The following is a 20,983-nucleotide window of genomic DNA, read 5'->3' as shown; positions in this document are numbered from 1 at the left end:
GTGAATCTCACCTATTTGTTGACGCATCAATTATATCTTGACATACTGAGGTCCACAACTTCGTTGACGCGTCATGAATTCCGGCGCGTCTGAGCGCGCTACGCGGGAGGCATCACATGGGTGAACAGTATTCAACCAAGGGTAGCTATGTAACGGGTGGAGAATTCACTCGAGATACAAATTATATCCAAGACAGGATCGTTGCCGTTCCCGATGAGATGGCAGCGGCCAGCGGGCCAGTGGAAGGCTCGATTGGCCATCCGGATGCGAAGATGGCTCCCGACGCACGGGCGTGGCCGGTGGAGGCCGGGCGTTATCGACTAGTGGCCGCTCGCGCCTGCCCGTGGGCTAACCGCACGCTGATTGTGCGACGTTTGCTGGGGTTGGAGGATGCAATTTCCCTCGGACTGCCGGGTCCGACGCACGATGCCCGTAGTTGGACATTCGACCTGGACCCGGATGGACGGGACCCGATGCTGGGGACCGAACGACTGCAAGAGAACTACTTCAAGCGCTTCGCCGACTACCCTCGAGGGATTACCGTTCCGGCCTTCATCGACATTCCGAGCGGCGCCGTGGTGACCAACGACTACCCGCAGATCACCTGGGATATGTCGACACAGTGGCGAGAGTTTCATCGAGCAGGCGCGCCGGATCTGATTCAGCGCGAGACCTTGGATGAGATGCTGCCGCTGATCAAGATGATCTTCACCGAGGTCAATAACGGAGTGTATCGGGCAGGGTTTGCAGGCAGTCAAGAGGCCTACGATCAGGCCTATGACCGGCTCTTTACGGCGCTGGACGTGCTGGAGGAGCGGCTGTCTACGCGGCGGTACCTCATGGGGGACGCGATCAGCGAGGCCGACGTGCGGCTATTTACGACGCTGGTGCGTTTCGACCCGGTCTACCACGGCCACTTCAAAACCAACCGCAACAAGCTGATCGAAATGCCTAACCTTTGGGGCTACGCGCGAGATCTCTTCCAGACCCCGGGGTTTGGCGACACCATCGATTTTGAGCAGATTAAGCAGCATTACTACATGGTCCATGAGGACATTAATCCGACGCAGATTGTGCCGAAGGGCCCGGACCTGAGTCAGTGGCTCGAGGCTCATGACCGTGCCGAGCTGGCCGATGGATCGCCGTTTGGAGCCGGTAGCGCACCCGAGCCCGTGCGTGAAGCCGAGCGGGTGGCCGCCGGTCACAATCCGCTGTACCCGCTGCAGGGGTAAAGGGGCGCAGCGCTAAAAGGGCGGTTCTTCATCCGGCGGTGCGTCTTCATCGGTGAGGGCCGGCAGGTCCGAGTCCTCGGGCGGGTATTCGCTGGCGGGATAGCTGGGCGCGTTGGGGTGCCACACCCAGTTGCGTCGCCAGTGTTGCTCCGGGTCGCGTTCGGGTGATTCAAGCACATACGGGATGCCGTCGAAATATCGGATTCGATAGTGCCCGGCGTGATAACCGGTGTGGTCACCTTTGCAATTTAGGGTTGCGTTGGACACGTTGGTCTGGCCACCTTCGATCCAGGGTGTGCGATGGTTGACCTCGCAACGGTGGGCGGGCATGGTGCAACCGGGGCGGATGCAGCCGCCGTCTCGGGCGACCACCGCGCGCGTTTGCGCCTTGGTGAAGAGCCTTCGTCGTCGGCCCATATCCAATACCTCGCCCTTGGATCCTAGTATCATCGGGATAATTCCGCCGAGGGCGGCGCTCCGGCGCAATTCCGTGGCCGAAATGCGTTGGCCGTGGGCGGTGAGCCCGGCCTGATCGGTGCGGGCGCGCAACGCGTCGTAATCGATGGTGACGATTAGATCGATCATGCCCGGAAGTGGAAGCTCCGGCTCGACGGTGCCATCGGTGCTGGCCGGAGCTGCGGGGTTGATGGAGGCGGTTGGCGCGGTGTCGTCCGACGGTGCCTCGCTACTGAAGCGGCGCCGCACGATGTGCATGACCGTGCGTAGCAGGCGGCGGGCGCGCTCGGCTGCCGGGTCTCGGTCCCGCTCGTCGGCTCCGGAGAGATCATTGAAGGGGTCGGCGGCGCCGGAGCTGCAGTTGCCCTCTCGGTTGGCGGTGAGCGCCGGGTTGACGAGCCGGTCGGCGAGCGTGCAGAGGAATTCGTGGTCGATGGTGGTGCAGGTCAGCTCCCACACATGGCCGTAGGGGCCGAGCCCGCGATAGCGCAGGCCGGCGCAACGCTCGTGCACGGCCTCGCGTTCGGGAAGGTTGGGCGTGCTCAGGTCCTGGGCGATCGCCTTGAGCTGAGAGTTCACCGCGCCCTGCCCTTGGGGCAGGGTCTGCGCCACCTTTTCCTCCGCCGCGCGGCGGGCGGTGGGCTGCAGCTGGAGGCGCTCTAGTTTGGCGGCGGCTTTGAGCAGCGTGGCGGGGTTGTGCGCCTCCGGGGTGGCGAAGCGCTGGCCGAGTTCGCCGAAACTGGCCGGATGGTCGCTGTCGCCGACGAGCTGGCGGTGCCCGCGCACCAGTGTTTTCGCCTCATGGTCAGTGATATCGCAGAGGGAGGAAATGAGCTCGACGGGGCCGCGGAAGCGCGGTTTGGCGGTGCTGGCGATTGGCCGGGCGTCGGGCAAGGGCAATCCGTCGGCCAGCTGTGCGCCATGGAGCGTGGACAGGCTTTCCAGGGCCTCGGCGCGTAGCCGGTGGGCATCGTGCCGGTCCATAGCACCGGCGGCGCGAACCTTGGCGCGCAGGGCGTTGCGGGATAGATCCTCGCCGAGCTTCAGCAGCACGGTGGCGGTGAGCGCCTCGAGGTGGGCGTCGTCGAACTCATCGAGTAGCGCACTGGTGGCCGCCTGTAGCGCACCGAGTAGCCGCAGCTGGGCGGTGACCTCGTCGTCCCCGGGGTGGGGTGTCAGGTTCGCCGCCGCGGAGAGGATGGCGGTGCTACGCGATGAGTGCATGCCGGTAGTGTGCGCCGCCGTTGGCGCGGGTGGGCACGCGTTGCGCGATCTGTGGACAAGCGCGCGACGTGGCAGGATAAAAACATGACGATTATTGCTGCGGCGGATGGATCGGCGCTGGGCAACCCCGGCCCCGCAGGCTGGGCCTGGTACATCGACGATGACAATTGGGGCGCCGGTGGCTGGGACCACGGGACGAACAATATGGGTGAGCTGAAGGCGGTGCTGGAACTCCTGCGGGCCACCGCGCGCCAGCCGGAGCAGCCGCTGCGTATTCTCTGCGACTCGCAGTACGCCATTAATTGCATCACCAAGTGGATGCCGGGCTGGAAGAAGCGCGGGTGGAAGAAGGCCGACGGCAAGCCGGTGCTGAACCAGGACATTTTGCGGGAGCTGGATGCGGCGCTGGTCGGGCGCGACTACAGCTTCGAGTGGGTGAAGGGCCATGCCGGGCATGAACTGAACGAGGCGGCCGACGAGCGGGCGCGCGCGGCGGCCACCGCGCACCAGTTGGGGGTCGCCCCGGAGCCCGGGCCGGGGTTTCGCGGCGGCGAAGAGGCGAGCGGCGAACCGGCGCGGGAGGTGGACGCCGTGGCGGAGGAACCGGGTCCGGTGGCCGCGGGGCAGCCCGCGCCCTCGGCCGAGGCGACGGCGATCGTGTATGAACTTGAGCTGGCGATGCTCGACGAACAGGTGCGGGCGAAGACCGAGGAACTGCTGGCCTTTTTGCATCCGGGCTACCAGGAAATCAGCCGGGACGGCTCGCTGCTGGATGTCGCCACCTTGCGCGGACACCTAGCCGGCGGGGGACAACTGCCGGCGGTCGGCCAGATCCAGTTGCTCGCGCTGCAGGAACCGGCGGCCGATACCGTGCTGGTGGCCTACCGGATGCGGCCGACCGGGACCGAGCAGGTGCTGGTGGTCTCCTCCTGGTGGCAGCGCACCGCCGCGGGCTGGAAGCTACGCTTCCGCCAAGAAACCGTTGAATCTCTCACCGTGAAGGACGCCCATTAATGAGTGCCCCAGATTTTTCCGCGCTGACCCAGTTACTGCAGCAGCGCGCCGCCGAGGAGCCGGGCTATTCCGCGCAGCTGGCCGTGTACTACCGCGGGGAGCTGATGGTGGACACCAGCGTCGGCGAGCACCTCGCCGGAGACGGGATGACTTGCGTGTTTTCCTGCACCAAGGGGATCGGTGCGCTGGTGATCGGGTTGCTGGTGCAGGACGGGCTGATCGACCCGCAGGCGCCGATGAGTAATTACTGGCCGGAGTTTGCCGCCGCCGGGAAGGGGTCGTTGAGCGTCGGGCAGGTGCTTAGCCATCAGGCCGGGCTGCTCGGGGTGCCCGGTGGGTTGCCGACTCAGACGCTGCTGGATTCGGCGGCGCATGCCAAAATCCTGGCCGAGCTGCCGCCGTTGTGGCCGCTGGGGCAGGGCACGCTGGGCTATCACGCGATCACCATGGGTGTGCTCATGGAGGAGCTGGTGCGCCGGGTGACCGGTCAGGAGCTGGCCGAGGTTTATGAGCGGCGGATCCGTCGCCCGCTCGGGGTGGATGTCTACCTGGGCAATGAGCCGCAGGGACGTTACCGCGAGGTGTTGCCCGCGCAGCCGACGCCCGGGTTCACCGAGCTGGACGGGTTCGTCGACCCCTTTGCGCCCGCCGGGCTCGCGGTGAATTCGGCCTCCGGTTTCGAGGTGGAGACCGGGCGGGTGTTCAGTTGGGAGCAGATCGCCAATTCCCCGCGGGTGCGGGCCGCGGCGCCGACCTCGATGGGTGCGGTGGGTACCGCGCGCGGGCTGGCCGGGGTGTATGCCGCCTCCTTCGGCCCGGTGCCCGAGTTGGGGGTGCGGGTGCCGTTGTTCACCGAGGACACCTGGACGCAGGTTTCGCGGGAGCAGTCCTATGGACCGGACCGCTGCAATGGGTTGACGAAATCCTTCGCGCTGGGTTTTGCTAAGCCCCATGCGCAGGACGATTTTGGTTCGGTGTTTGCCTATGGGCACGCCGGGGCGAACTCGTCGTTATCTTTTGCCGACCCGGTGCACCGGCTGGGCTTCGCCTACCTGCCGGCGTACACCGAGTCGCAGCGCCCGGTCTCGACCGGGGTGGTGCTCTCGAAGTTGGCGCGTGCGGCGGTGCTGAGCGCCCGCGCCTAAGGGCTTTGGTTCGTTCTCAACAGGAAGCAGGTACAGGTGGTACAGAAGTTTGTGGCGCTGGGCGATTCGTTCACCGAGGGCGTGGGGGACGTCGACCTCGAGCGGCCGAATCAGGTGCGCGGGTGGGCGGACCGGGTGGCCGAGGTGCTCTGCGCCGAGGGCGACTGGCAGTACGCGAATCTGGCGGTGCGCGGGAAGAAGATCGGCCAGGTGATCAACCAGCAGCTCGACGCGGCGTTGGCGTTACGCCCGGATTTGGTGACGCTGTATGCCGGAGGCAACGATATCCTGCGCCCGAGCGTGGATATGGATTCGTTGCTCGGTGGCTACGGCGGGATGGTGCGCCGGTTGCGCGCCAGCGGGGCGCAGGTGGTGCTGTTTACCGGGTTCGACACGGTTGATTCGCCGCTGTTCTCGAAGACCCGGCCGCGCACCGCGGTGTACAACGAGCTGGTGCGCGCGATGGCCGACGAATATGGGGCGCTGCTGGCGGATTACTGGCGCTGGCGCGAATTTTCGGACCTGCGCTACTGGGCGGTGGATCGGCTGCATATGAACGAGGCCGGGCATACGTTAATGGCGCAGAAGGTGCTGGGGGTGTTGGCGCAGGCCGGGATCGTCGCCCCCGAGCTGCCCGGGCGGATTCAGCCGCCTCAGCTGGCCGAGCTGCCGGTGAATACCCGCGGGCAACGGTTGCGCGAGGACCTGGGCTGGGCGCGCGAACACCTGGTGCCGTGGGTGCAGCGGCGGCTGCGCGGGACCTCCTCGGGGGACCGGCTCAGCGCCCGCTACCCGGAGTATGTGCGCCTGTCCGGATAGCGAAACCCGTGCTTGGCGTGCGGGTGCGGTGAGCGGTATCATAGCTGTTGGTGGCGCGCCCCATGGGAGCGCCGCGACGCCTTCGACGGATGGCGGGAGAGTCCCGTTCACGCCATGGATGGGCGCCGAAGGAGCAATTTCCTCCCCAGGGAAACTCTCAGGCCCCCGTACCGCCATCACGAGGCAACTCTGGAAAGTAGCCGGTTTGCCCCGGCTCACCGAAGGTGCAAGTGGCCGGTATCGTCTACCGGGTACGTAAAACTCTCAGGTTGTGCAACAGGGTGGGGAGGGAAAGACCTTCCTTTGGCATATGCCATGACCGATCCACCGGAGTTTTTCGCCACCATGACCACATCAACGGTTACCGCCGGCCTACGCGCCGACGAATTTGCCTCCCGCCATATTGGCCCGCGCGGCCATGACGTCGCCACCATGCTTTCGACCTTGGGCTACGGCTCACTGGACGAGCTGGTGGACACCGCCGTGCCGGCCGACATTCGCCAGGAGTCCGCGCTGGACTTGCCGCCGGCTCTGAGCGAAACCGAGGCGTTGGCGCATTTGCGCGAGCTGGCCTCGAAGAACGTGATGAAGACCCAGATGATCGGTCAGGGGTTCTACGACACCATCACCCCGCCGGTGATCCGCCGCAACATCGTGGAGAACCCGGCCTGGTACACCGCCTACACCCCCTACCAGCCGGAGATTTCGCAGGGCCGTTTGGAGGCGCTGCTGAACTTCCAGACCATGATCATGGACCTGACCGCGCTGCCGATCGCCAACGCCTCGCTGTTGGATGAATCCTCGGCCGCCGCCGAGGCCGTGCTGTTGATGCGCCGCGCCAACAAGAAGAAGGCCAATGGCGTGACCGTGCTGGATGCCAACCTGTTCCCGCAGACCCTGCAGGTGATCGAGGGCCGCGCCGAGGCGCTGGGCTTCGAATACCGGGTGCTGGATCTGAGCACCGAGCCGCTGCCGGCCGAAGATATTTCCGGGATCGTGCTGCAGCAGCCCGGGAACGACGGCGCGCTGAGCGACCACTCCGGTGTGATCGCCGCCGCCAAGGAGGCCGGGGCGATGGTGACCGTCGTCGCCGACCTGCTCTCGCTGACCATGATCACCGCCCCGGGCGAGCAGGGGGCCGATATTGCGGTGGGCAACACCCAGCGTTTCGGTGTGCCGCTGTTCTTCGGTGGCCCGCACGCCGCCTACATTGCGGTGCGTCAGGGGCTGGAGCGTTCCATGCCCGGGCGCGTGGTGGGTGTTTCCACCGACGACGCCGGTGCTCCGGCGTACCGCCTAGCCCTGCAGACCCGCGAGCAGCACATTCGCCGCGAGAAGGCCACCAGCAACATCTGCACCGCCCAGGCCCTGCTGGCCGTGTGCGCTTCGATGTACGCGGTGTACCACGGCCCGGCCGGCCTGAAGCAGATCGCCAGCCGCACCCACGAGCACGCCCGCGTGCTGGCCGCCTCGCTGGCCGCCGGTGGCTACGAGCTGGCCGCCGAGTCCTTCTTCGACACCGTGGTGGTGCGCACCGAGCGCGCCGCCGAGCTGATCGCCGCCGCCGCGGACGCCGGGATCAACCTGCGCGCCGTGGACGCCCAGCGCGTGGGCATCTCCACCGACGAGACCACCACCGCCGCCACCGTGCGCACCCTGCTGGAGGTCTTCGGGGTGGAGCTCAGTGCCCCGGAGGGTTTCGAGATCCCGGAAGCGCTGGTGCGTACCAGCGATTACCTGACCCACCCGATCTTCAACAGCATGCGTTCGGAAACCCAGATGCTGCGCTACCTGCGCAAGCTGGCCGACCGCGACCTGGCCCTGGATCGCACCATGATCCCGCTGGGTTCGTGCACCATGAAGCTGAACGCCACCGCCGAGATGGAATCCATCACCTGGCCGGAGTTCGCCTCCATTCACCCCTACGCCCCGGCCGAGCAGACCAGCGGCTGGCGTGAACTGATCGCCGATCTGGAAAACCGGTTGACTACCATCACCGGGTACGCCGGGGTTTCCATCCAGCCCAACGCCGGTTCGCAGGGCGAATACGCCGGGTTGCACGCCATCGCCGCCTACCACGAGGCCAACGGCCAGGGCCAGCGCAATGTCTGCCTGATCCCGGCCTCTGCGCACGGCACCAACGCCGCCAGCGCGGTGCTGGCCGGCCTGAAGGTCGTCGTCGTCAAAACCGCAGCGGATGGCACCATTGACGCCGCTGACCTGGATGCGAAAATCGCCGAGCACAGCGACGATCTGGCCGCGATCATGATCACCTACCCTTCCACCCACGGGGTGTTCGACACCGACGTGCGCGAGGTGTGCGACAAGGTGCACGCCGCCGGCGGCCAGGTGTACATCGACGGTGCGAATATGAACGCGCTGGTCGGCCTGGCTCAGCCCGGTAAGTTCGGCGGCGACGTCAGCCACCTGAACCTGCACAAGACCTTCTGCATCCCGCACGGTGGCGGTGGCCCGGGTGTTGGCCCGGTGGCCGTGGCCGAGCACCTGGTGCCGTTCCTGCCCGGCGACCCCAACGGTCAGTACAGCATGCGCGATGGTGTGCCGGTGGTGTCGACCATGTTCGGTTCGGCCGGTGTGCTGCCGATTTCGTGGGCCTACATTGCGATGATGGGTGGCGAGGGGCTGACCGAGGCCACCAAGCATGCCATTTTGAACGCGAACTACATCGCCCGCCGCCTGAATGAGCACTTCCCGGTGCTGTTCACGGGCAACCAGGAGCTCGTCGCCCACGAGTGCATTCTTGACCTGCGCGAACTAACCGCGAAGACCGGGATCACCGCCGAGGACGTGACCAAGCGCCTGATGGACTTCGGGTTCCACGCCCCGACGCTGGCCTTCCCGGTGCCCGGCACCCTGATGGTCGAGCCGACCGAGTCCGAGGACCTGGGGGAGATCGAACGTTTCATCGAGGCGATGATCACCATCCGCCAGGAAATGGAAGAGGTGCTCGCCGGGGTGTACGAGGCCTCCGAGTCGCCGCTGCGCCGTGCCCCGCACACCGCCGCCGCGGTGGTTTCGAGCAACTGGGACCGCAAGTACTCGGTGGAGCAGGCCGTCTTCCCGGTCCCTGCGCTACGTCAGGATAAGTACTTCCCGCCGGTTGGCCGCATCGACGGTGCCGCCGGTGACCGCAACCTGATCTGCTCCTGCCCGGCCCCCGAAGCCTTCGAAGACTAGGAAACGCCATGACCGAGATTAAGCACACCGCGCTGCATGCCAAGCACGCAGAACTGGGCGCCTCCTTCACCGACTTTGGCGGCTGGGATATGCCGCTGAAGTATGGTTCGGAGCTGGCCGAGCACAAGGCCGTGCGCAGCACCGCGGGCATTTTCGACCTCTCGCATATGGGCGAGGTGTACGTCAGTGGCCCGCAGGCCGCCACCGCGTTGAACACCGCGCTGGCCGGTAATTTCGCGCCGATGAAGGTCGGCAAGGCCAAGTACTCGCTGATCCTCAACGAGCGTGGCACCATCGTCGACGACCTGATCGTGTACCGCCTCGGCGAGGAACGCTACCTGGTGGTGCCCAACGCGGGGAACGCCGTGCGTGTTGCCACCGCGCTGGCCGAACGTTGCGCGGGTTTCGATGTGGAGGTGGACGACGCCTCGGCGCGCACCTCGATGATCGCCGTGCAGGGCCCGAAGGCCGAGGCCATCGTGCGCGAGCTGGCCGCCGACGAGGCGACCGCCACCGCCGTTCGTGACCTGAAATATTACGCGGCCGTCGAGTTGACCCTTGGCGGACTGCCGGTGACCCTGGCCCGCACCGGATACACCGGTGAGGACGGCTTCGAGCTGATCGTGCCGAACGAGCTGGCCGAATCCCTCTGGGAGAAGCTGAGCGCCGCCGGTGCCGAGCACGAGCTCTTGCCCTGCGGTCTGGCCTGCCGTGACTCGCTGCGCCTGGAGGCGGGGATGCCGTTGTACGGCAATGAACTTTCCGAGGAGCGCACCCCTTTCGACGCCGGCTTTGGTCCGGTAGTTTCCTTCAAGAAGGAGGAAGACTTCGTCGGACGCCAGGCGCTGGAGCCGCTGCGCGAGCAGACTCCGTCCCGCAAGTTGGTGGGCCTGAAGGGTCTGGGCAAGCGTGCCGGCCGCGGCGGGTACCCGGTGGTGCACGAAGGTTCGGTCATTGGTGAGATCACCAGCGGTCAGCCCTCGCCGACCCTGGGCTACCCGGTGGCCCTGGCCTACGTCGACGCCGAATTTGCCGAGGTCGGCACGCAGCTCGAGGTCGAGCTGCGCGGTAAGACGCTGCCATTTGTCGTTGTCGAACTGCCGTTCTACACGCGCTCCAAGTAACGTTAATGAAGACGGGATGCTGATGCATCCTGCAAATTCCCTTGGGAGAGGAATACATCGTGAGTAAAGTTCTTTCGTCATTGCGCTACTCGGTAGAGCACGAGTGGGTCGACGCTGCTTCCCCGGCCAAGATCGGCATCACCCAGATTGCTGCCGACGCCCTGGGCGACGTCGTGTACGTCGACCTTCCGGAAGTTGGTAGCGAGGTTACCGCCGGTGACACCTGCGGTGAGGTCGAGTCCACCAAGTCGGTTTCCGACCTGTACTCGCCGGTCTCCGGCACCGTGGTGGAGATCAACCAGGAAGCCATCGACAACCCGGCCCTGCTGAACGAAGACCCCTACGGTGCCGGCTGGCTGTTCACCGTTGAGGTATCCGAGGAAGGCCCGCTGCTTTCGGCAGTCGACTACGCAAGCGCGAACGGTGGAAACGTAGAGTAATGAGCAACAAGACTTTTGAATCTCTTGCCCCGGCGTCGTTGACGCAGTCCTTGGCGGAGTTGGATCCGGAGGTGGCGGCTCGTATTGATGCGGAGTTGGCACGTCAGCAGCGTGGTCTGGAGATGATCGCCTCGGAGAACCATACGGCGCAGGCTGTGATGCAGGCGCAGGGTTCGGTGTTGACGAATAAGTATGCCGAGGGGTATCCGGGTCGCCGGTATTACGGTGGTTGTGAAGAGGTCGATGTGATCGAGACTCTTGCGATTGATCGTTTGAAGGAGTTGTTTGGTGCGGCGTTTGCTAATGTGCAGCCGCATTCGGGGGCTCAGGCGAATGCGTCGGTGTATCACGCGTTGGTGCGTCCCGGGGATACGGTGTTGGGGTTGAACCTGGCGCATGGTGGTCACTTGACGCATGGGATGAAGTTGAACTTCTCGGGTCGTTTGTTCGACATGGTGGCCTACGGTGTGGATGAGCATACCGGTGTGGTGGACATGGACGAGGTTGAGCGTTTGGCGGTGGAGCATCAGCCGAAGATGATTGTGGCTGGTTGGTCGGCGTATCCGCGGCAGTTGGATTTCGAGCGGTTCCGTGCGATTGCGGATAAGGTCGGCGCGTATTTGTGGGTTGATATGGCGCACTTTGCTGGTTTGGTGGCGGCGGGGTTGCATCCTTCGCCGGTGCCGCATGCGCATGTGGTGACCTCGACGACGCATAAGACGTTGGCTGGTCCGCGTGGGGGGATTATTCTCTCGAATGATGCGGAGATTGCGAAGAAGTTGAATTCGGCGGTGTTCCCTGGTCAGCAGGGTGGTCCGTTGGAGCATGTGATTGCTGGTAAGGCGGTTGCGTTTAAGATTGCTGGTTCGCCGGAGTTTAGGGAGCGTCAGGAGCGGACGTTGGCTGGGGCTCGGATTTTGGCGGATCGTTTGATGCAGGCTGATGTGGCGGCGAAGGGTATTAGTGTGCTCTCCGGTGGTACTGATGTGCATTTGGTGTTGGTGGATTTGCGTGAGTCTGAGTTGGATGGTCAGCAGGCTGAGGATTTGTTGGCGCGGGTGGAGATTACGGTGAATCGTAATGCGGTGCCGAATGATCCGCGTCCGCCGATGGTGACTTCGGGGTTGCGGATTGGTACGCCGGCGTTGGCGACGCGTGGGTTCTCCCAGGAGGCGTTTGCGGAGGTTGCTGAGGTGATTGCGCAGGCGTTGATTGCTGGTGCTGAGGGTGATGAGTCGGTGTTGGTGGGGTTGCGTGAGCGTGTGGAGGCTTTGGCTGCTGCGCATCCGCTGTACCCAGAACTGACAAAGGTATCCGAATAGCTTCGGCCTAAAACGTTGCAAGGGCCCGGAGCAGTAAACAACAACTGCCCGGGCCCTTGAGCTACCTCCATGCTCAAAATGAGCATGGAGCTAACCACACATAGTTCTAAGGAAGTGCCGTCATGGCGATCAGTGTTTTCGATCTGTTCTCGGTCGGAATTGGCCCCTCGTCGAGCCACACGGTGGGCCCAATGCGTGCTGCGCACGCGTTTATATCGCAGGTTCATCGCGAGGAGAAGCTAGCCCAGCTCGACTCGTTGCGTATCGACGTTTACGGTTCATTGGCCGCCACCGGTAGGGGGCACGGCACCTTCACTGCGATTATGCTCGGGCTCGAGGGCTTCGAACCCGAGACTATTCTTCCGGCCCAGGTCGACGAACGCCTGACCGATATGGAAAGCACCGGCACGCTGCGCCTGGCCGAGCAGCTCGGCGCCCGCAAAGACATTAGCTACGGCATTCCGGATATGATCCAGCACCCGCTCACGGTGCTGCCGCGGCATACCAACGGGGTCAAGTTCATCGCGCTGGACGCGGACGGCAATGAGCTGGCGAACGAAACCTACTTCTCCGTCGGTGGCGGCTTCATTGTGCGCGAGGGAGCCGAGGAACGCCTCGAGGCGAACCTCGAAGCGAAAATCTCGGAGCAACCCTACCCGTTTTCGACGGCCGCGCAGCTGCTGAAACATGTGGCCGACACCGGCAAGAGCATTGCCGAGATCATGATGGCCAACGAGGAGACCTTCCGCAGCCGCGAGGAAATCCGCGCCGGACTGATTCACATCTTCAACGTCATGGAAGAGTGCAAGGATTCGGCCCTGGAACGCACCGGCGTGCTGCCAGGTGGCTTGAACGTGCGTCGTCGCGCTCCGGAATGGCATGAGCGGTTGCGCAAGGAAGATAAGGACCGCGACCCGGTCTACTGGCAGGAGTGGATCAACCTGGTGGCCCTGGCGGTCAACGAGGAGAACGCCACCGGTGGCCGCGTGGTGACCGCTCCGACCAACGGCGCGGCCGGAATCATCCCGGCGGTGCTGTTCTACGCGACCCATTATGCCCCGGGTGCCAAGTTTTGGAATGAAGAAGAGAAGCACGATGCGGTGATTCGCTTCTTGCTCACCGCCGGTGCCGTGGGCGTGCTCTATAAGGAGCAGGCTTCCATTTCCGGCGCCGAGGTTGGTTGCCAGGGCGAGGTGGGCTCGGCCTCGTCTATGGCCGCCGGCGGCTTGGCCGAGGTGCTCGGTGGCACCCCGGCACAGGTGGAGAACGCCGCGGAGATCGCCATGGAACATAACTTGGGCCTGACTTGTGACCCGATCGGTGGCCTGGTGCAGATTCCGTGCATCGAACGTAACGCCATTGCCGCCTCGAAGGCCGTGAACGCGGCTAAGATGGCGCTGATGGGCGACGGTGAGCACCACGTGAGCCTCGACGAGGTCATCATTACGATGCGCGAAACCGGCAAGGACATGAGCGATAAGTACAAGGAGACGGCGATGGGCGGCCTCGCCGTGAACGTCGTCGAATGCTAGCTCGGTAACAGTTTGGCGCGGCCCACTCGCTTGGCGGGTGGGCCGCGTTCGTCGTTAATGGAAGCCTGCGGCTTATTAATGAGCGTAGGCCGTCGCGGCCCCGGGTACGAGCCGCGCGGGAAGAGCGCAGGAGCTCAGTCCGAGATGCGACGGGTCAGCTCGAGGAGGGCCACGCGTGCGGGGTGCGGATCGGTGAGCAGGGCCAGGTGATCGCTGGCCAGGGTCGTCACCGGCCAGCCCAAGGTGGCGCCGCGCTCGGCCTGCTCCCGGTAGGCCTCGCTAAGTTGCAGGTACGCGCAGGGCGCATCGGGCCAGCCGGGCACGACCGGCCGGCTCTCCTCGAACATGGCCATCGGCAGTCGTGGACAGTCCGCATCGAAGCGTGCGCGCAGTTCGGCGTCGGGCACTAGCTGCGCGAGGGTCTCGGAATCCCACCACCGCGACCAGCGCGGCAACCAGCCCTCGGTGGCCATATTCCGCAGCTGCCGGACGAGTTCGGGCGGAGCCTCATCCGCCCAGCTTCGACCGGGAGTGGGCAGGCCGGCGTCGACGAAGACATATCCCGCGACGGACCCCAACGCACTACCGATTGCCGGCAATAGTGGGCCCGCCCCGCTGTGGCCCACGAGGACCGGCCGTTCATGATCGGCCGCGGCAGCCGCCGCAGCGACCTGCCGGGCGCAGTACGGCGGCCCGCCCTCCAGCGTATTGCGCAGGTCGGGGATGGTGACCCTGTGACCGTCCGCGCGCAGGTCCGCGGCCAGCGCGTCCCAGGTTGCGGGGCCGACCAAGGGGCTGTGCACGAGCAAGTAGGTAACGCTCATGCCCCCAGCATGGCACCTGCCTCGCACCGCGGACCAGAGGCCGCATTTGTTAATGGGGCGTGATCTGCCTCATGTAGCATGGAGTTTCTGCTCCGGTCTGTGATAGACCTAGTTTTGGTGCCGATCTGTGGTGCCCACAAAGTACGGGAGGTGAATGAATATGGACGACAGTCGCAGTCGATCTAGCTACGCGCGATGCCCATTTCACCTTCCGCTGGCCTCTCTCTGAGCCACTAGCGACGTTGATCTGCGCTCGCGCCTCCGAATAGTTATGCCGCGCGCAAGAGCTGACACTCAGTGATAACGGTGGATAAGTCCACCATTTCAATCGGGGCGATTCTGCCCCGCGTTACTCTGCCGAGTGACCTTTGGCGCGCATAATCCCAAGTGAGTGTGTGTCATGACGCAAGAAGTAATGGTCGACTTTTCACCCATCGAGTCGCTGCTGGAGGCTGAACTCGATGCCGCCGCACTGCGCGAACTGGCCGACTGGCTGGCTCCGCTGAGCGCCTACGCGGTCCGCGAGCTCATTCGCCGACTGCCCTCCGAGCGCGCCGCCATCGTGTTTCGACTGCTGGACCGGGCCCGCGCCGTCGAACTCTTTGAACATCTCGAACCGGCGCTGCGCGCGGACCTGTTTCAGGGGCTCCAAGACTCCGACGTAGCCGCCGTCTTTGCCGCGCTGGATGTCGAGGAACGCGTGGCGTTGCTCGACGAGCTGCCCGCCGGCATCGCCGCGCGCCTGCTCCAAGGGCTGGGGGAGAGCGAACGCGCCAAAACCAAGGTGCTGCTCGGCTATGAGCCGGGTGTCGTCGGACATATGATGAGCCCAAATTTCGTGGTGACCCATCCGTGGCTGAGTGTGGCCGAGACGATGGAGCGGGTGCGCGCCGGACTCGATACGGCCGAGAGCGTATACACGCTGGTGGTGACCGACGAGCAGCGACGTATCGCCGGAGTGGTCTCGCTGCGCGAACTGCTTGGCGCTGCCGAGTCGACGCTGATCTCCGAGCTGCTCACCGAGGCCTATGCGGTGCAGGCCAGCGAGCCGGCCGACGACGCCGCGCGGCGTACCGTCGAACAGAAAATGCTCCTCGTGCCGGTGCTGGACACCCAGCAGCGGGTGGTCGGCGTGCTCAGCCTGGACGACGCGGTGGCGCTGCGCGAGCAGTCCGAAGCGCAACGCACCGCGCGCGGCTCCGGTAGTGAACCGCTGCGCCGCGCCTACCTGAACACTCCGGTGCGCGCCCTGGTGCGCTCACGCATCGTCTGGCTCTTCGTGCTGGCGATTGGCGCCACGCTCACCGTGCAGGTGCTCTCGGGTTTCGAGCAGGTTCTTCAGAGCATGGTGGTGCTCAGCCTCTTCGTCCCGCTGCTGGTGGGCATCGGCGGGAATACCGGGAATCAGGCCGCGACCACGGTCACCCGGGCACTGGCCATGGGGGATGTGCGGGTGCGCGACGTGGTTAAGGTGCTGGTGCGCGAGGCGCTGGTGGGACTGTGCTTGGGGGCGGTGCTGGGCACCTTGGGCTGCCTGCTCACGGGGGTGCTCTTTGGCTGGTCGATCGGCGCGGTCATTGGGCTGACGCTGTTGGCGCTGTGCACCCTGGCCGCGAGCGTCGGCGGGGTCATGCCGATGATCGGCAAGGCGTTGAAGGTCGATCCGGCGGTGTTCTCCAACCCCTTTATTTCCACGCTGGTCGACGCGATGGGCCTGCTGATCTACCTCGGGATCGCGACGCTGGTTCTCGGCGTTTAGCTACCGGCGAAAGCCGGTGTGCCCGGTGGAATGGGCGCATCGGCGGCCGGGGGAAAACGGCGCTGGGCGCAACTCTTCAAAAGCCGCGAACGGGGTGTTAGGTTAGTCACACGGATCTAGTCGCGGCGCGGCTTGCTGCCGCGCCTTGAAGGGAGTCAGCATGGCATTGCGCGCGGATTCTAATGGAATTGACGCCTCGCTCTATCGGAAATCCGGCCCCTGGTGCACCGTCTTGGCGGACGTCTCTTTGGGCACTACCGCGGCGCAGGAAGCCGCCGACCAGCTACCCGAGAAGGTAGCAAAAATTTTGACGAGCCAGCAGGCGGATCCGCGAGACATCCAGGCGGTGACCCAAGCCCTTCGTCCGGCACCGGGGTTGCGTGCCCCGGTGGCCCGATTCGTTGCCGTGCGCGACGGGCAGGTGGAACTCGATGAGGTGATTCCGGGGCTGTCTGTGGACGCACCGGAGGTGGACTGCGGGCAGTTCCCGAACTTTGTGGCCCTGGCCCGCGCCCGCGGTGGCGCATTTTCCTATCTGGTGGCCGAGGTCGGTCGTGACGGCGGCGAGGTGCACCTGTATAACACCGCCGCCCCGCACCGACTGGATTCCGGCGGAATCGTCGGCGACCCGGAGGATACGCACCGGGCCCGTAAGGTTCCCGGGGCCTACGACCAGCCCAAGGCACAGGCCGCGGCCGATGAGATGTCCCGACGCAACGCAGAGGAAGTGGCCGAGCTGATTACGCAGATGGCCACCGATAACTATGTGCGTCTCATTGTGCTCTCGGGCGATGTGAAATCGCGGGAAACGGTGGCCGGGATGCTACCGGTGGCGCTACGCCCGCTGGTTGAGGTCATCGACGCGCATACGCGCACCGGTGGTGCCGACCCGCGCCAGGTGGATGCACGCATCGCCGAGCTGGTGGAGTCGGTCAATGAGGCCTCCGTCAAGGAGCTGCAGCAGAAGCTAGCCGAACGCGATGCAAACGGCCGCGCCCAGCTGGCCGTGGGCATCGACGAGGTGGTGGGGGCGTTGCAGTTGGCGCAGGCCGACACGGTGCTGGTGGGACGCTATCAGGATGAGCACACCTTGCGTGCGCTGAGCTCCGAACCTTGGCTGGCCTGTGAGGATTCGGATGATCACGCCGAGTTGGTGCTCGGTTCCTGGCCGGCACCCGAGGTGCTGTTGCGGGCCACGGCGTTGACCGATGCGACCATTCGTTATGTGCCGGATGAAGTGTTGCCCGACGGGGCGGGCATTGCCGCACTGCTGCGGTGGCCGCGGGTGAGCTAGCACGGTAGCTACGCGGTAGACGTAAGGGCCGCAATTCTCATGTGAGAGTTGCGGCCCTTCGCGTTGCTTAGTGCTGGGTCGGTGGCAGTGGCGCCCCCGGTTCACCGTCTCCGGTGGCCGGTGGCGGGGTGGGGCGAGCGTAGGGATTCGGCACCCCTGGCCAGGTCGGTGCCGGCGCCCCGAACGGTCCACGCGGATCCATCGGTGGGCGTGGTGGCAACGGAGGCAGCGGATCGGCGGTGCGCTGGATCCCGAGCCGGGTCGCGGCCTTCACGAGGATGTAGGTCATGATCGCCATGAAACCTACGGAAATGAGCAGGCTTTCGAGGGTGCCTTCGGTTTGATTCAGGTCCGCGTAGCCCACAGTGCCCAGCAGGAACAGGCTCACGTTGTTCACCACGTGCAAGGCAATGGCTGCTTCCAGTCCGCCGGTGCGCCAGGTGAGGTAGCCGGCGGCCACGGCAAAGAAGGTGACGTCGAGCATGCCGTAGATGTCGTAGAGGTGCCCGAAGGTGAATAGTGGGATCGGCAAGAGGATGGCGAAGGCCGGATGGCGCAGCCAGCTACCGACGGCCTGCATGAGCAGGCCACGGAAGACCAGCTCTTCGGCGGCCGCCTGAAAAGGCACGAGCAGAATGATCAGCAGCGCCAGCGTCAGCGGAGCGGCGGGAGGTTCGAACTGCGGGGCCAGAGTGCCCGCGCCGATCGCCTCGATCCCCAGCACCAGGGCTAGATAGGGCACATAGCTGGCCAGGCAGAGGCCCAGGGCCACCAACAGCCAGCGGGTGCGTAGTTTTCCGGCCACGGAGAGCAAAACGCCCCAGGGTTTCGGGCCGAGCAAGACGTAGGCCAGCAGTACCGCCGGTATGAGCGCGATCAGCGAGACCATCGTGAAGATGAAAACGGGCGGGCTGCCCATGTCGATGCTGTCGAACGGGGTGCTCGGAGCGTCGGTCTCCATCCAGAAGGCCGGGTTGAACATGGCCGAAATGAAGACGACCAGGAAGGCCGCGATGAGCAGGACCAGGTAGAAGCCCAGAGTGGTGCCGCCCAGGGCCAGCGGACGCCACCACCGGAAGCGGTGGTCGCGGCGAAGGAGTCGGTGGTAGGCCAAAGGCGCATCGTGCTCGTGCATGGCTCTATTCTTTCCTGTGCGCGGCACGCCGTGCATGACTCTTACGGAGGATATGTGGGCTCATCCTAAATGGCTACACTTGGCAGGTACTTTCCCTTTTGTCTCAAGCAAGGAGCGCGGCAGTAGTGGGCCACAGCCACAGTCACGATCAAGCGATCCTCATCGACCCGGCCCGGCGCCGACGCGCCTCGATTATCTTGTGGGCGCTACTCGCGCCCATCGGCGCGTTGGCGCTGGTGATGGTGATCGTGTTGTGGCCGCAGGGCAGCTATGACCGTTTCGCGCTGAATGGTTCGATGGATGTTGCCGGGGGAGCCTCCATGCAGACCGGTACGGTGACTCGCTCGCTGGAGCAGGATTGCCCCTCGAGTCAGGGCCTGGAGGAGGTTGGGGGCAAAACCCTGAGTTGCACGGTCACCTACGTGATGCCCTCCGATGGTGGGGCGGAGATTCAACTGGAGATTCCGGCCGAGCAGTTGCAGGCCCGGCAACCGCGGGCCGGCGATGAATTGCGCTATTTGGACCTTTCGGCGGTGGACACCACCTCGGGCGCCCCCTATGTGTTCGTCGACTATGTGCGCACGCTGCCGATGATTCTGCTGGCGCTGGCCTACGCACTGGTCGTGGTGCTGGTGGCCGGTTGGCGTGGGACGCGCGCGATGATCGGGTTGGTCGGTGGCCTGGTGTTCATGGTGGCCTATATGGTGCCGGCGTTGCTGGAGGGCGGCAACCCGGTGCTGATCGCATTGACGGGGTCGACGACGATCATGTTCGTTGCCCTGTATTTCGCCCATGGGCTCAACGCGAAAACTTCGACGGCGCTACTCGGGACGCTTTTCGGGTTGGCGGTGACGGCCGGGCTGGCGGTGTGGTTGACCGACGCGGCGGCGCTGACCGGAGCCAATGACGAACATGCCATGACGCTATCTACCGTGGCGCCCCAAGTTTCACTTCCGGGCCTGCTGATTTGTGGACTGTTGATCGGTGGCATGGGTGTGCTGAACGACGTGACCATTACGCAGTCGGCCACGGTGTGGGAGTTGGCCGAAACTGCCCCGCACGCCAAGGCCTCCGAATTGTTCCTTAAGGGGATGCGCATTGGGCGGGACCATATTGCCTCGACCGTCTACACCATTGCCTTTGCCTACGCGGGTGCGGCCCTGCCGGTTTTGGCCATTGCGGCGTTGAGCGATCAGAGTTTCGGCACGACGCTGGGTACCGGCGGCATGGCCGAAGAGGTGATCCGCATTCTGATTGGCTCCATCGGCCTGGTGCTCGCCATCCCCGTGACCACCGCGATTGCGGTGATCGTGGTGAAGGCTACCGGTACCGGCGGGGCGCATGGACGTCGCAGCGCACGCGCTACACCTACTCCAATTGCGATTGATTCTCAACTATAGGTAGAATGATTCTCGATAAAGATTTTGACTGAAAGGTGGGACGCGTCGATGAAGCGTCGGGGATTGGCAATTGCGGTGGCCGTAGCGCCATTGGTGGCCGTGGCATTGACCGGGTGCGGTAGTAAAACGCCGGAGGCCGCCGCCGGGGAGCAAGCTCTGACCGTCGTTGCCACCACCAACGTCTATGGCGACATTGCCCGTCAGATTGGCGGTGAGCACGTCGAGGTCAACGAGATCATTTCCTCGGCCGCCCAGGATCCGCACTCTTACGAACCCACCGCGCAGGACAAGCTGGCGATCTCCAAGGCCGACATTGTGCTGGCTAACGGTGGTGGTTACGACCAATTCGTTGATTCGCTGGTCGAGTCGTTGCCGAACCATGACCAGTTAGAGCTGATTCACGCGGTCGACGGTTCGCCGGTCGCCGTCGAAGATGAGCATGCCGAGGAGTCAGGCCACGAGGGTGAGAGTGCCGAGGAGCATGCCGCGCACGCCGACGAAGAGCACGCCGACGAGGACAAGGGCCACGAGGGCCATGCCCACGCCGGGTACAACGAGCATGTCTGGTATGACCTAGAGAGCATGGAGCTACTCGGGCAGAAGCTGGCCGAGAAGTTCTCCGCCGAGGACGCCGCGAATGCGCAAAGCTACGAGCAGAACGCACAGGCTTTCGGCAAGGAACTTGAAGCGCTGAAGCAGAAGCTGACCGAGAGCGGGCTGAAGGGTAAAGACTTCGCGATGACCGAGCCGGTGCCCTACCACCTGCTCACCGCCGCGGGTATGCACGATGCCACCGTCGAGGGCCTGAGCGAAGCCGTCGAAGAGGGCGAGGACATTTCGCCGCTCGCGCTCAAGCAGGCCGAAGAGGATCTGGCCTCGGGCAAGATCGCGGTACTGGCCTACAACGTGCAAACCGAGGGGCCGGAAACCAAGAAGCTGCGCGCCGCGGCCGAGGCGGCCAAGGTGCCGGTGGTGGAGCTGACCGAGACCATCACCGACGATTCCAGCTACCTGACGTGGATGGGCGCGAACATCGACAAACTCGTCGAAGCCGCCGGATAGCCT

At 64.7% G+C, this 20,983-nt stretch carries 16 protein-coding genes and 1 riboswitch; of the genes, 13 read left to right on the top strand and 3 right to left on the bottom strand.

What is annotated here, in order from left to right:
- The first annotated feature begins 116 nt into the window (after positions 1 to 116).
- The gene (locus tag ACYU0X_RS13620; RefSeq protein ID WP_461901232.1) at positions 117 to 1,232 is read left to right on the top strand and encodes a glutathione S-transferase C-terminal domain-containing protein; all 1,116 of its coding nucleotides are present in this window, start codon (positions 117 to 119) and stop codon (positions 1,230 to 1,232) included.
- A 12-nt stretch (positions 1,233 to 1,244) separates the two neighbouring features.
- Here ACYU0X_RS13620 and ACYU0X_RS13615 read toward each other — a convergent pair whose 3' ends face one another.
- Positions 1,245 to 2,912 carry an HNH endonuclease signature motif containing protein gene (locus ACYU0X_RS13615; RefSeq protein WP_461901231.1) on the bottom strand — a complete coding sequence of 556 codons (1,668 nt, stop codon included), beginning with the start codon at positions 2,910 to 2,912 and terminating at the stop codon, positions 1,245 to 1,247.
- An 84-nt stretch (positions 2,913 to 2,996) separates the two neighbouring features.
- Between ACYU0X_RS13615 and ACYU0X_RS13610 the strand changes: the two genes are divergently transcribed.
- From ACYU0X_RS13610 to ACYU0X_RS13575, 8 genes are all read left to right on the top strand, one after another.
- On the top strand, positions 2,997 to 3,926 hold the full coding sequence (locus ACYU0X_RS13610) for an RNase H family protein (protein WP_461901229.1): 930 nt from the start codon (positions 2,997 to 2,999) through the stop codon (positions 3,924 to 3,926).
- Positions 3,926 to 5,071, top strand: a complete 1,146-nt coding sequence (locus ACYU0X_RS13605; RefSeq protein WP_418907344.1) for a serine hydrolase domain-containing protein — start codon at positions 3,926 to 3,928, stop codon at positions 5,069 to 5,071. The genes ACYU0X_RS13610 and ACYU0X_RS13605 overlap by 1 nt, the downstream gene beginning before the upstream one ends.
- A gap of 36 nt (positions 5,072 to 5,107) precedes the next feature.
- Positions 5,108 to 5,890, top strand: coding sequence for an SGNH/GDSL hydrolase family protein (locus ACYU0X_RS13600; protein ID WP_418907343.1), 783 nt, complete (start codon positions 5,108 to 5,110; stop codon positions 5,888 to 5,890).
- Between the two features lie 83 nt (positions 5,891 to 5,973).
- Positions 5,974 to 6,073: riboswitch (glycine riboswitch) on the top strand.
- Between the two features lie 162 nt (positions 6,074 to 6,235).
- Positions 6,236 to 9,088 (top strand): aminomethyl-transferring glycine dehydrogenase, encoded by a 2,853-nt coding sequence (gene gcvP / locus ACYU0X_RS13595; RefSeq protein ID WP_461902809.1) that lies wholly within the window; start codon positions 6,236 to 6,238, stop codon positions 9,086 to 9,088.
- Positions 9,089 to 9,096: 8 nt separating this feature from the next.
- Entirely contained in the window at positions 9,097 to 10,212 is a 1,116-nt protein-coding gene (gene gcvT / locus ACYU0X_RS13590) for a glycine cleavage system aminomethyltransferase GcvT (RefSeq protein WP_461901226.1), read from the top strand.
- 59 nt (positions 10,213 to 10,271) lie between these two features.
- Positions 10,272 to 10,652, top strand: coding sequence for a glycine cleavage system protein GcvH (gene gcvH, locus ACYU0X_RS13585; RefSeq protein WP_418907341.1), 381 nt, complete (start codon positions 10,272 to 10,274; stop codon positions 10,650 to 10,652).
- The gene (glyA, locus tag ACYU0X_RS13580; protein ID WP_461901224.1) at positions 10,652 to 11,974 is read left to right on the top strand and encodes a serine hydroxymethyltransferase; all 1,323 of its coding nucleotides are present in this window, start codon (positions 10,652 to 10,654) and stop codon (positions 11,972 to 11,974) included. The genes gcvH and glyA overlap by 1 nt, the downstream gene beginning before the upstream one ends.
- Positions 11,975 to 12,096: 122 nt before the next feature.
- Positions 12,097 to 13,506, top strand: a complete 1,410-nt coding sequence (locus ACYU0X_RS13575; protein ID WP_461901222.1) for an L-serine ammonia-lyase — start codon at positions 12,097 to 12,099, stop codon at positions 13,504 to 13,506.
- Positions 13,507 to 13,640: 134 nt separating this feature from the next.
- On the opposite strand, the gene ACYU0X_RS13570 is transcribed toward ACYU0X_RS13575, so the two are convergent.
- Positions 13,641 to 14,330, bottom strand: coding sequence for an alpha/beta fold hydrolase (locus ACYU0X_RS13570; RefSeq protein ID WP_461901221.1), 690 nt, complete (start codon positions 14,328 to 14,330; stop codon positions 13,641 to 13,643).
- Positions 14,331 to 14,730: 400 nt separating this feature from the next.
- Between ACYU0X_RS13570 and mgtE the strand changes: the two genes are divergently transcribed.
- Together mgtE and ACYU0X_RS13560 are read left to right on the top strand one after the other, a co-directional pair.
- A complete protein-coding gene (gene mgtE, locus ACYU0X_RS13565) occupies positions 14,731 to 16,089 on the top strand; it encodes a magnesium transporter (RefSeq protein ID WP_461901219.1) in 1,359 nt (452 codons plus the stop codon).
- Between the two features lie 160 nt (positions 16,090 to 16,249).
- Positions 16,250 to 17,383, top strand: a complete 1,134-nt coding sequence (locus tag ACYU0X_RS13560; RefSeq protein WP_418907335.1) for a baeRF2 domain-containing protein — start codon at positions 16,250 to 16,252, stop codon at positions 17,381 to 17,383.
- A gap of 67 nt (positions 17,384 to 17,450) precedes the next feature.
- On the opposite strand, the gene ACYU0X_RS13555 is transcribed toward ACYU0X_RS13560, so the two are convergent.
- Entirely contained in the window at positions 17,451 to 18,518 is a 1,068-nt protein-coding gene (locus tag ACYU0X_RS13555) for a lysostaphin resistance A-like protein (protein WP_461901217.1), read from the bottom strand.
- Between the two features lie 125 nt (positions 18,519 to 18,643).
- Here ACYU0X_RS13555 and ACYU0X_RS13550 point away from each other — a divergent pair, with 125 nt between their 5' ends.
- Both ACYU0X_RS13550 and ACYU0X_RS13545 read left to right on the top strand, forming a co-directional pair.
- Positions 18,644 to 19,918: a YibE/F family protein gene (locus ACYU0X_RS13550; RefSeq protein ID WP_461901215.1), complete on the top strand. Its 1,275-nt coding sequence runs from the start codon at positions 18,644 to 18,646 to the stop codon at positions 19,916 to 19,918.
- A gap of 48 nt (positions 19,919 to 19,966) precedes the next feature.
- Positions 19,967 to 20,980 carry a metal ABC transporter solute-binding protein, Zn/Mn family gene (locus tag ACYU0X_RS13545; RefSeq protein WP_461901213.1) on the top strand — a complete coding sequence of 338 codons (1,014 nt, stop codon included), beginning with the start codon at positions 19,967 to 19,969 and terminating at the stop codon, positions 20,978 to 20,980.
- Positions 20,981 to 20,983 lie beyond the last annotated feature (3 nt).

It is taken from the genome of Glutamicibacter sp. X7, from assembly GCF_054889245.1.
This window is presented reverse-complemented; position numbering and strand designations above follow the sequence as displayed.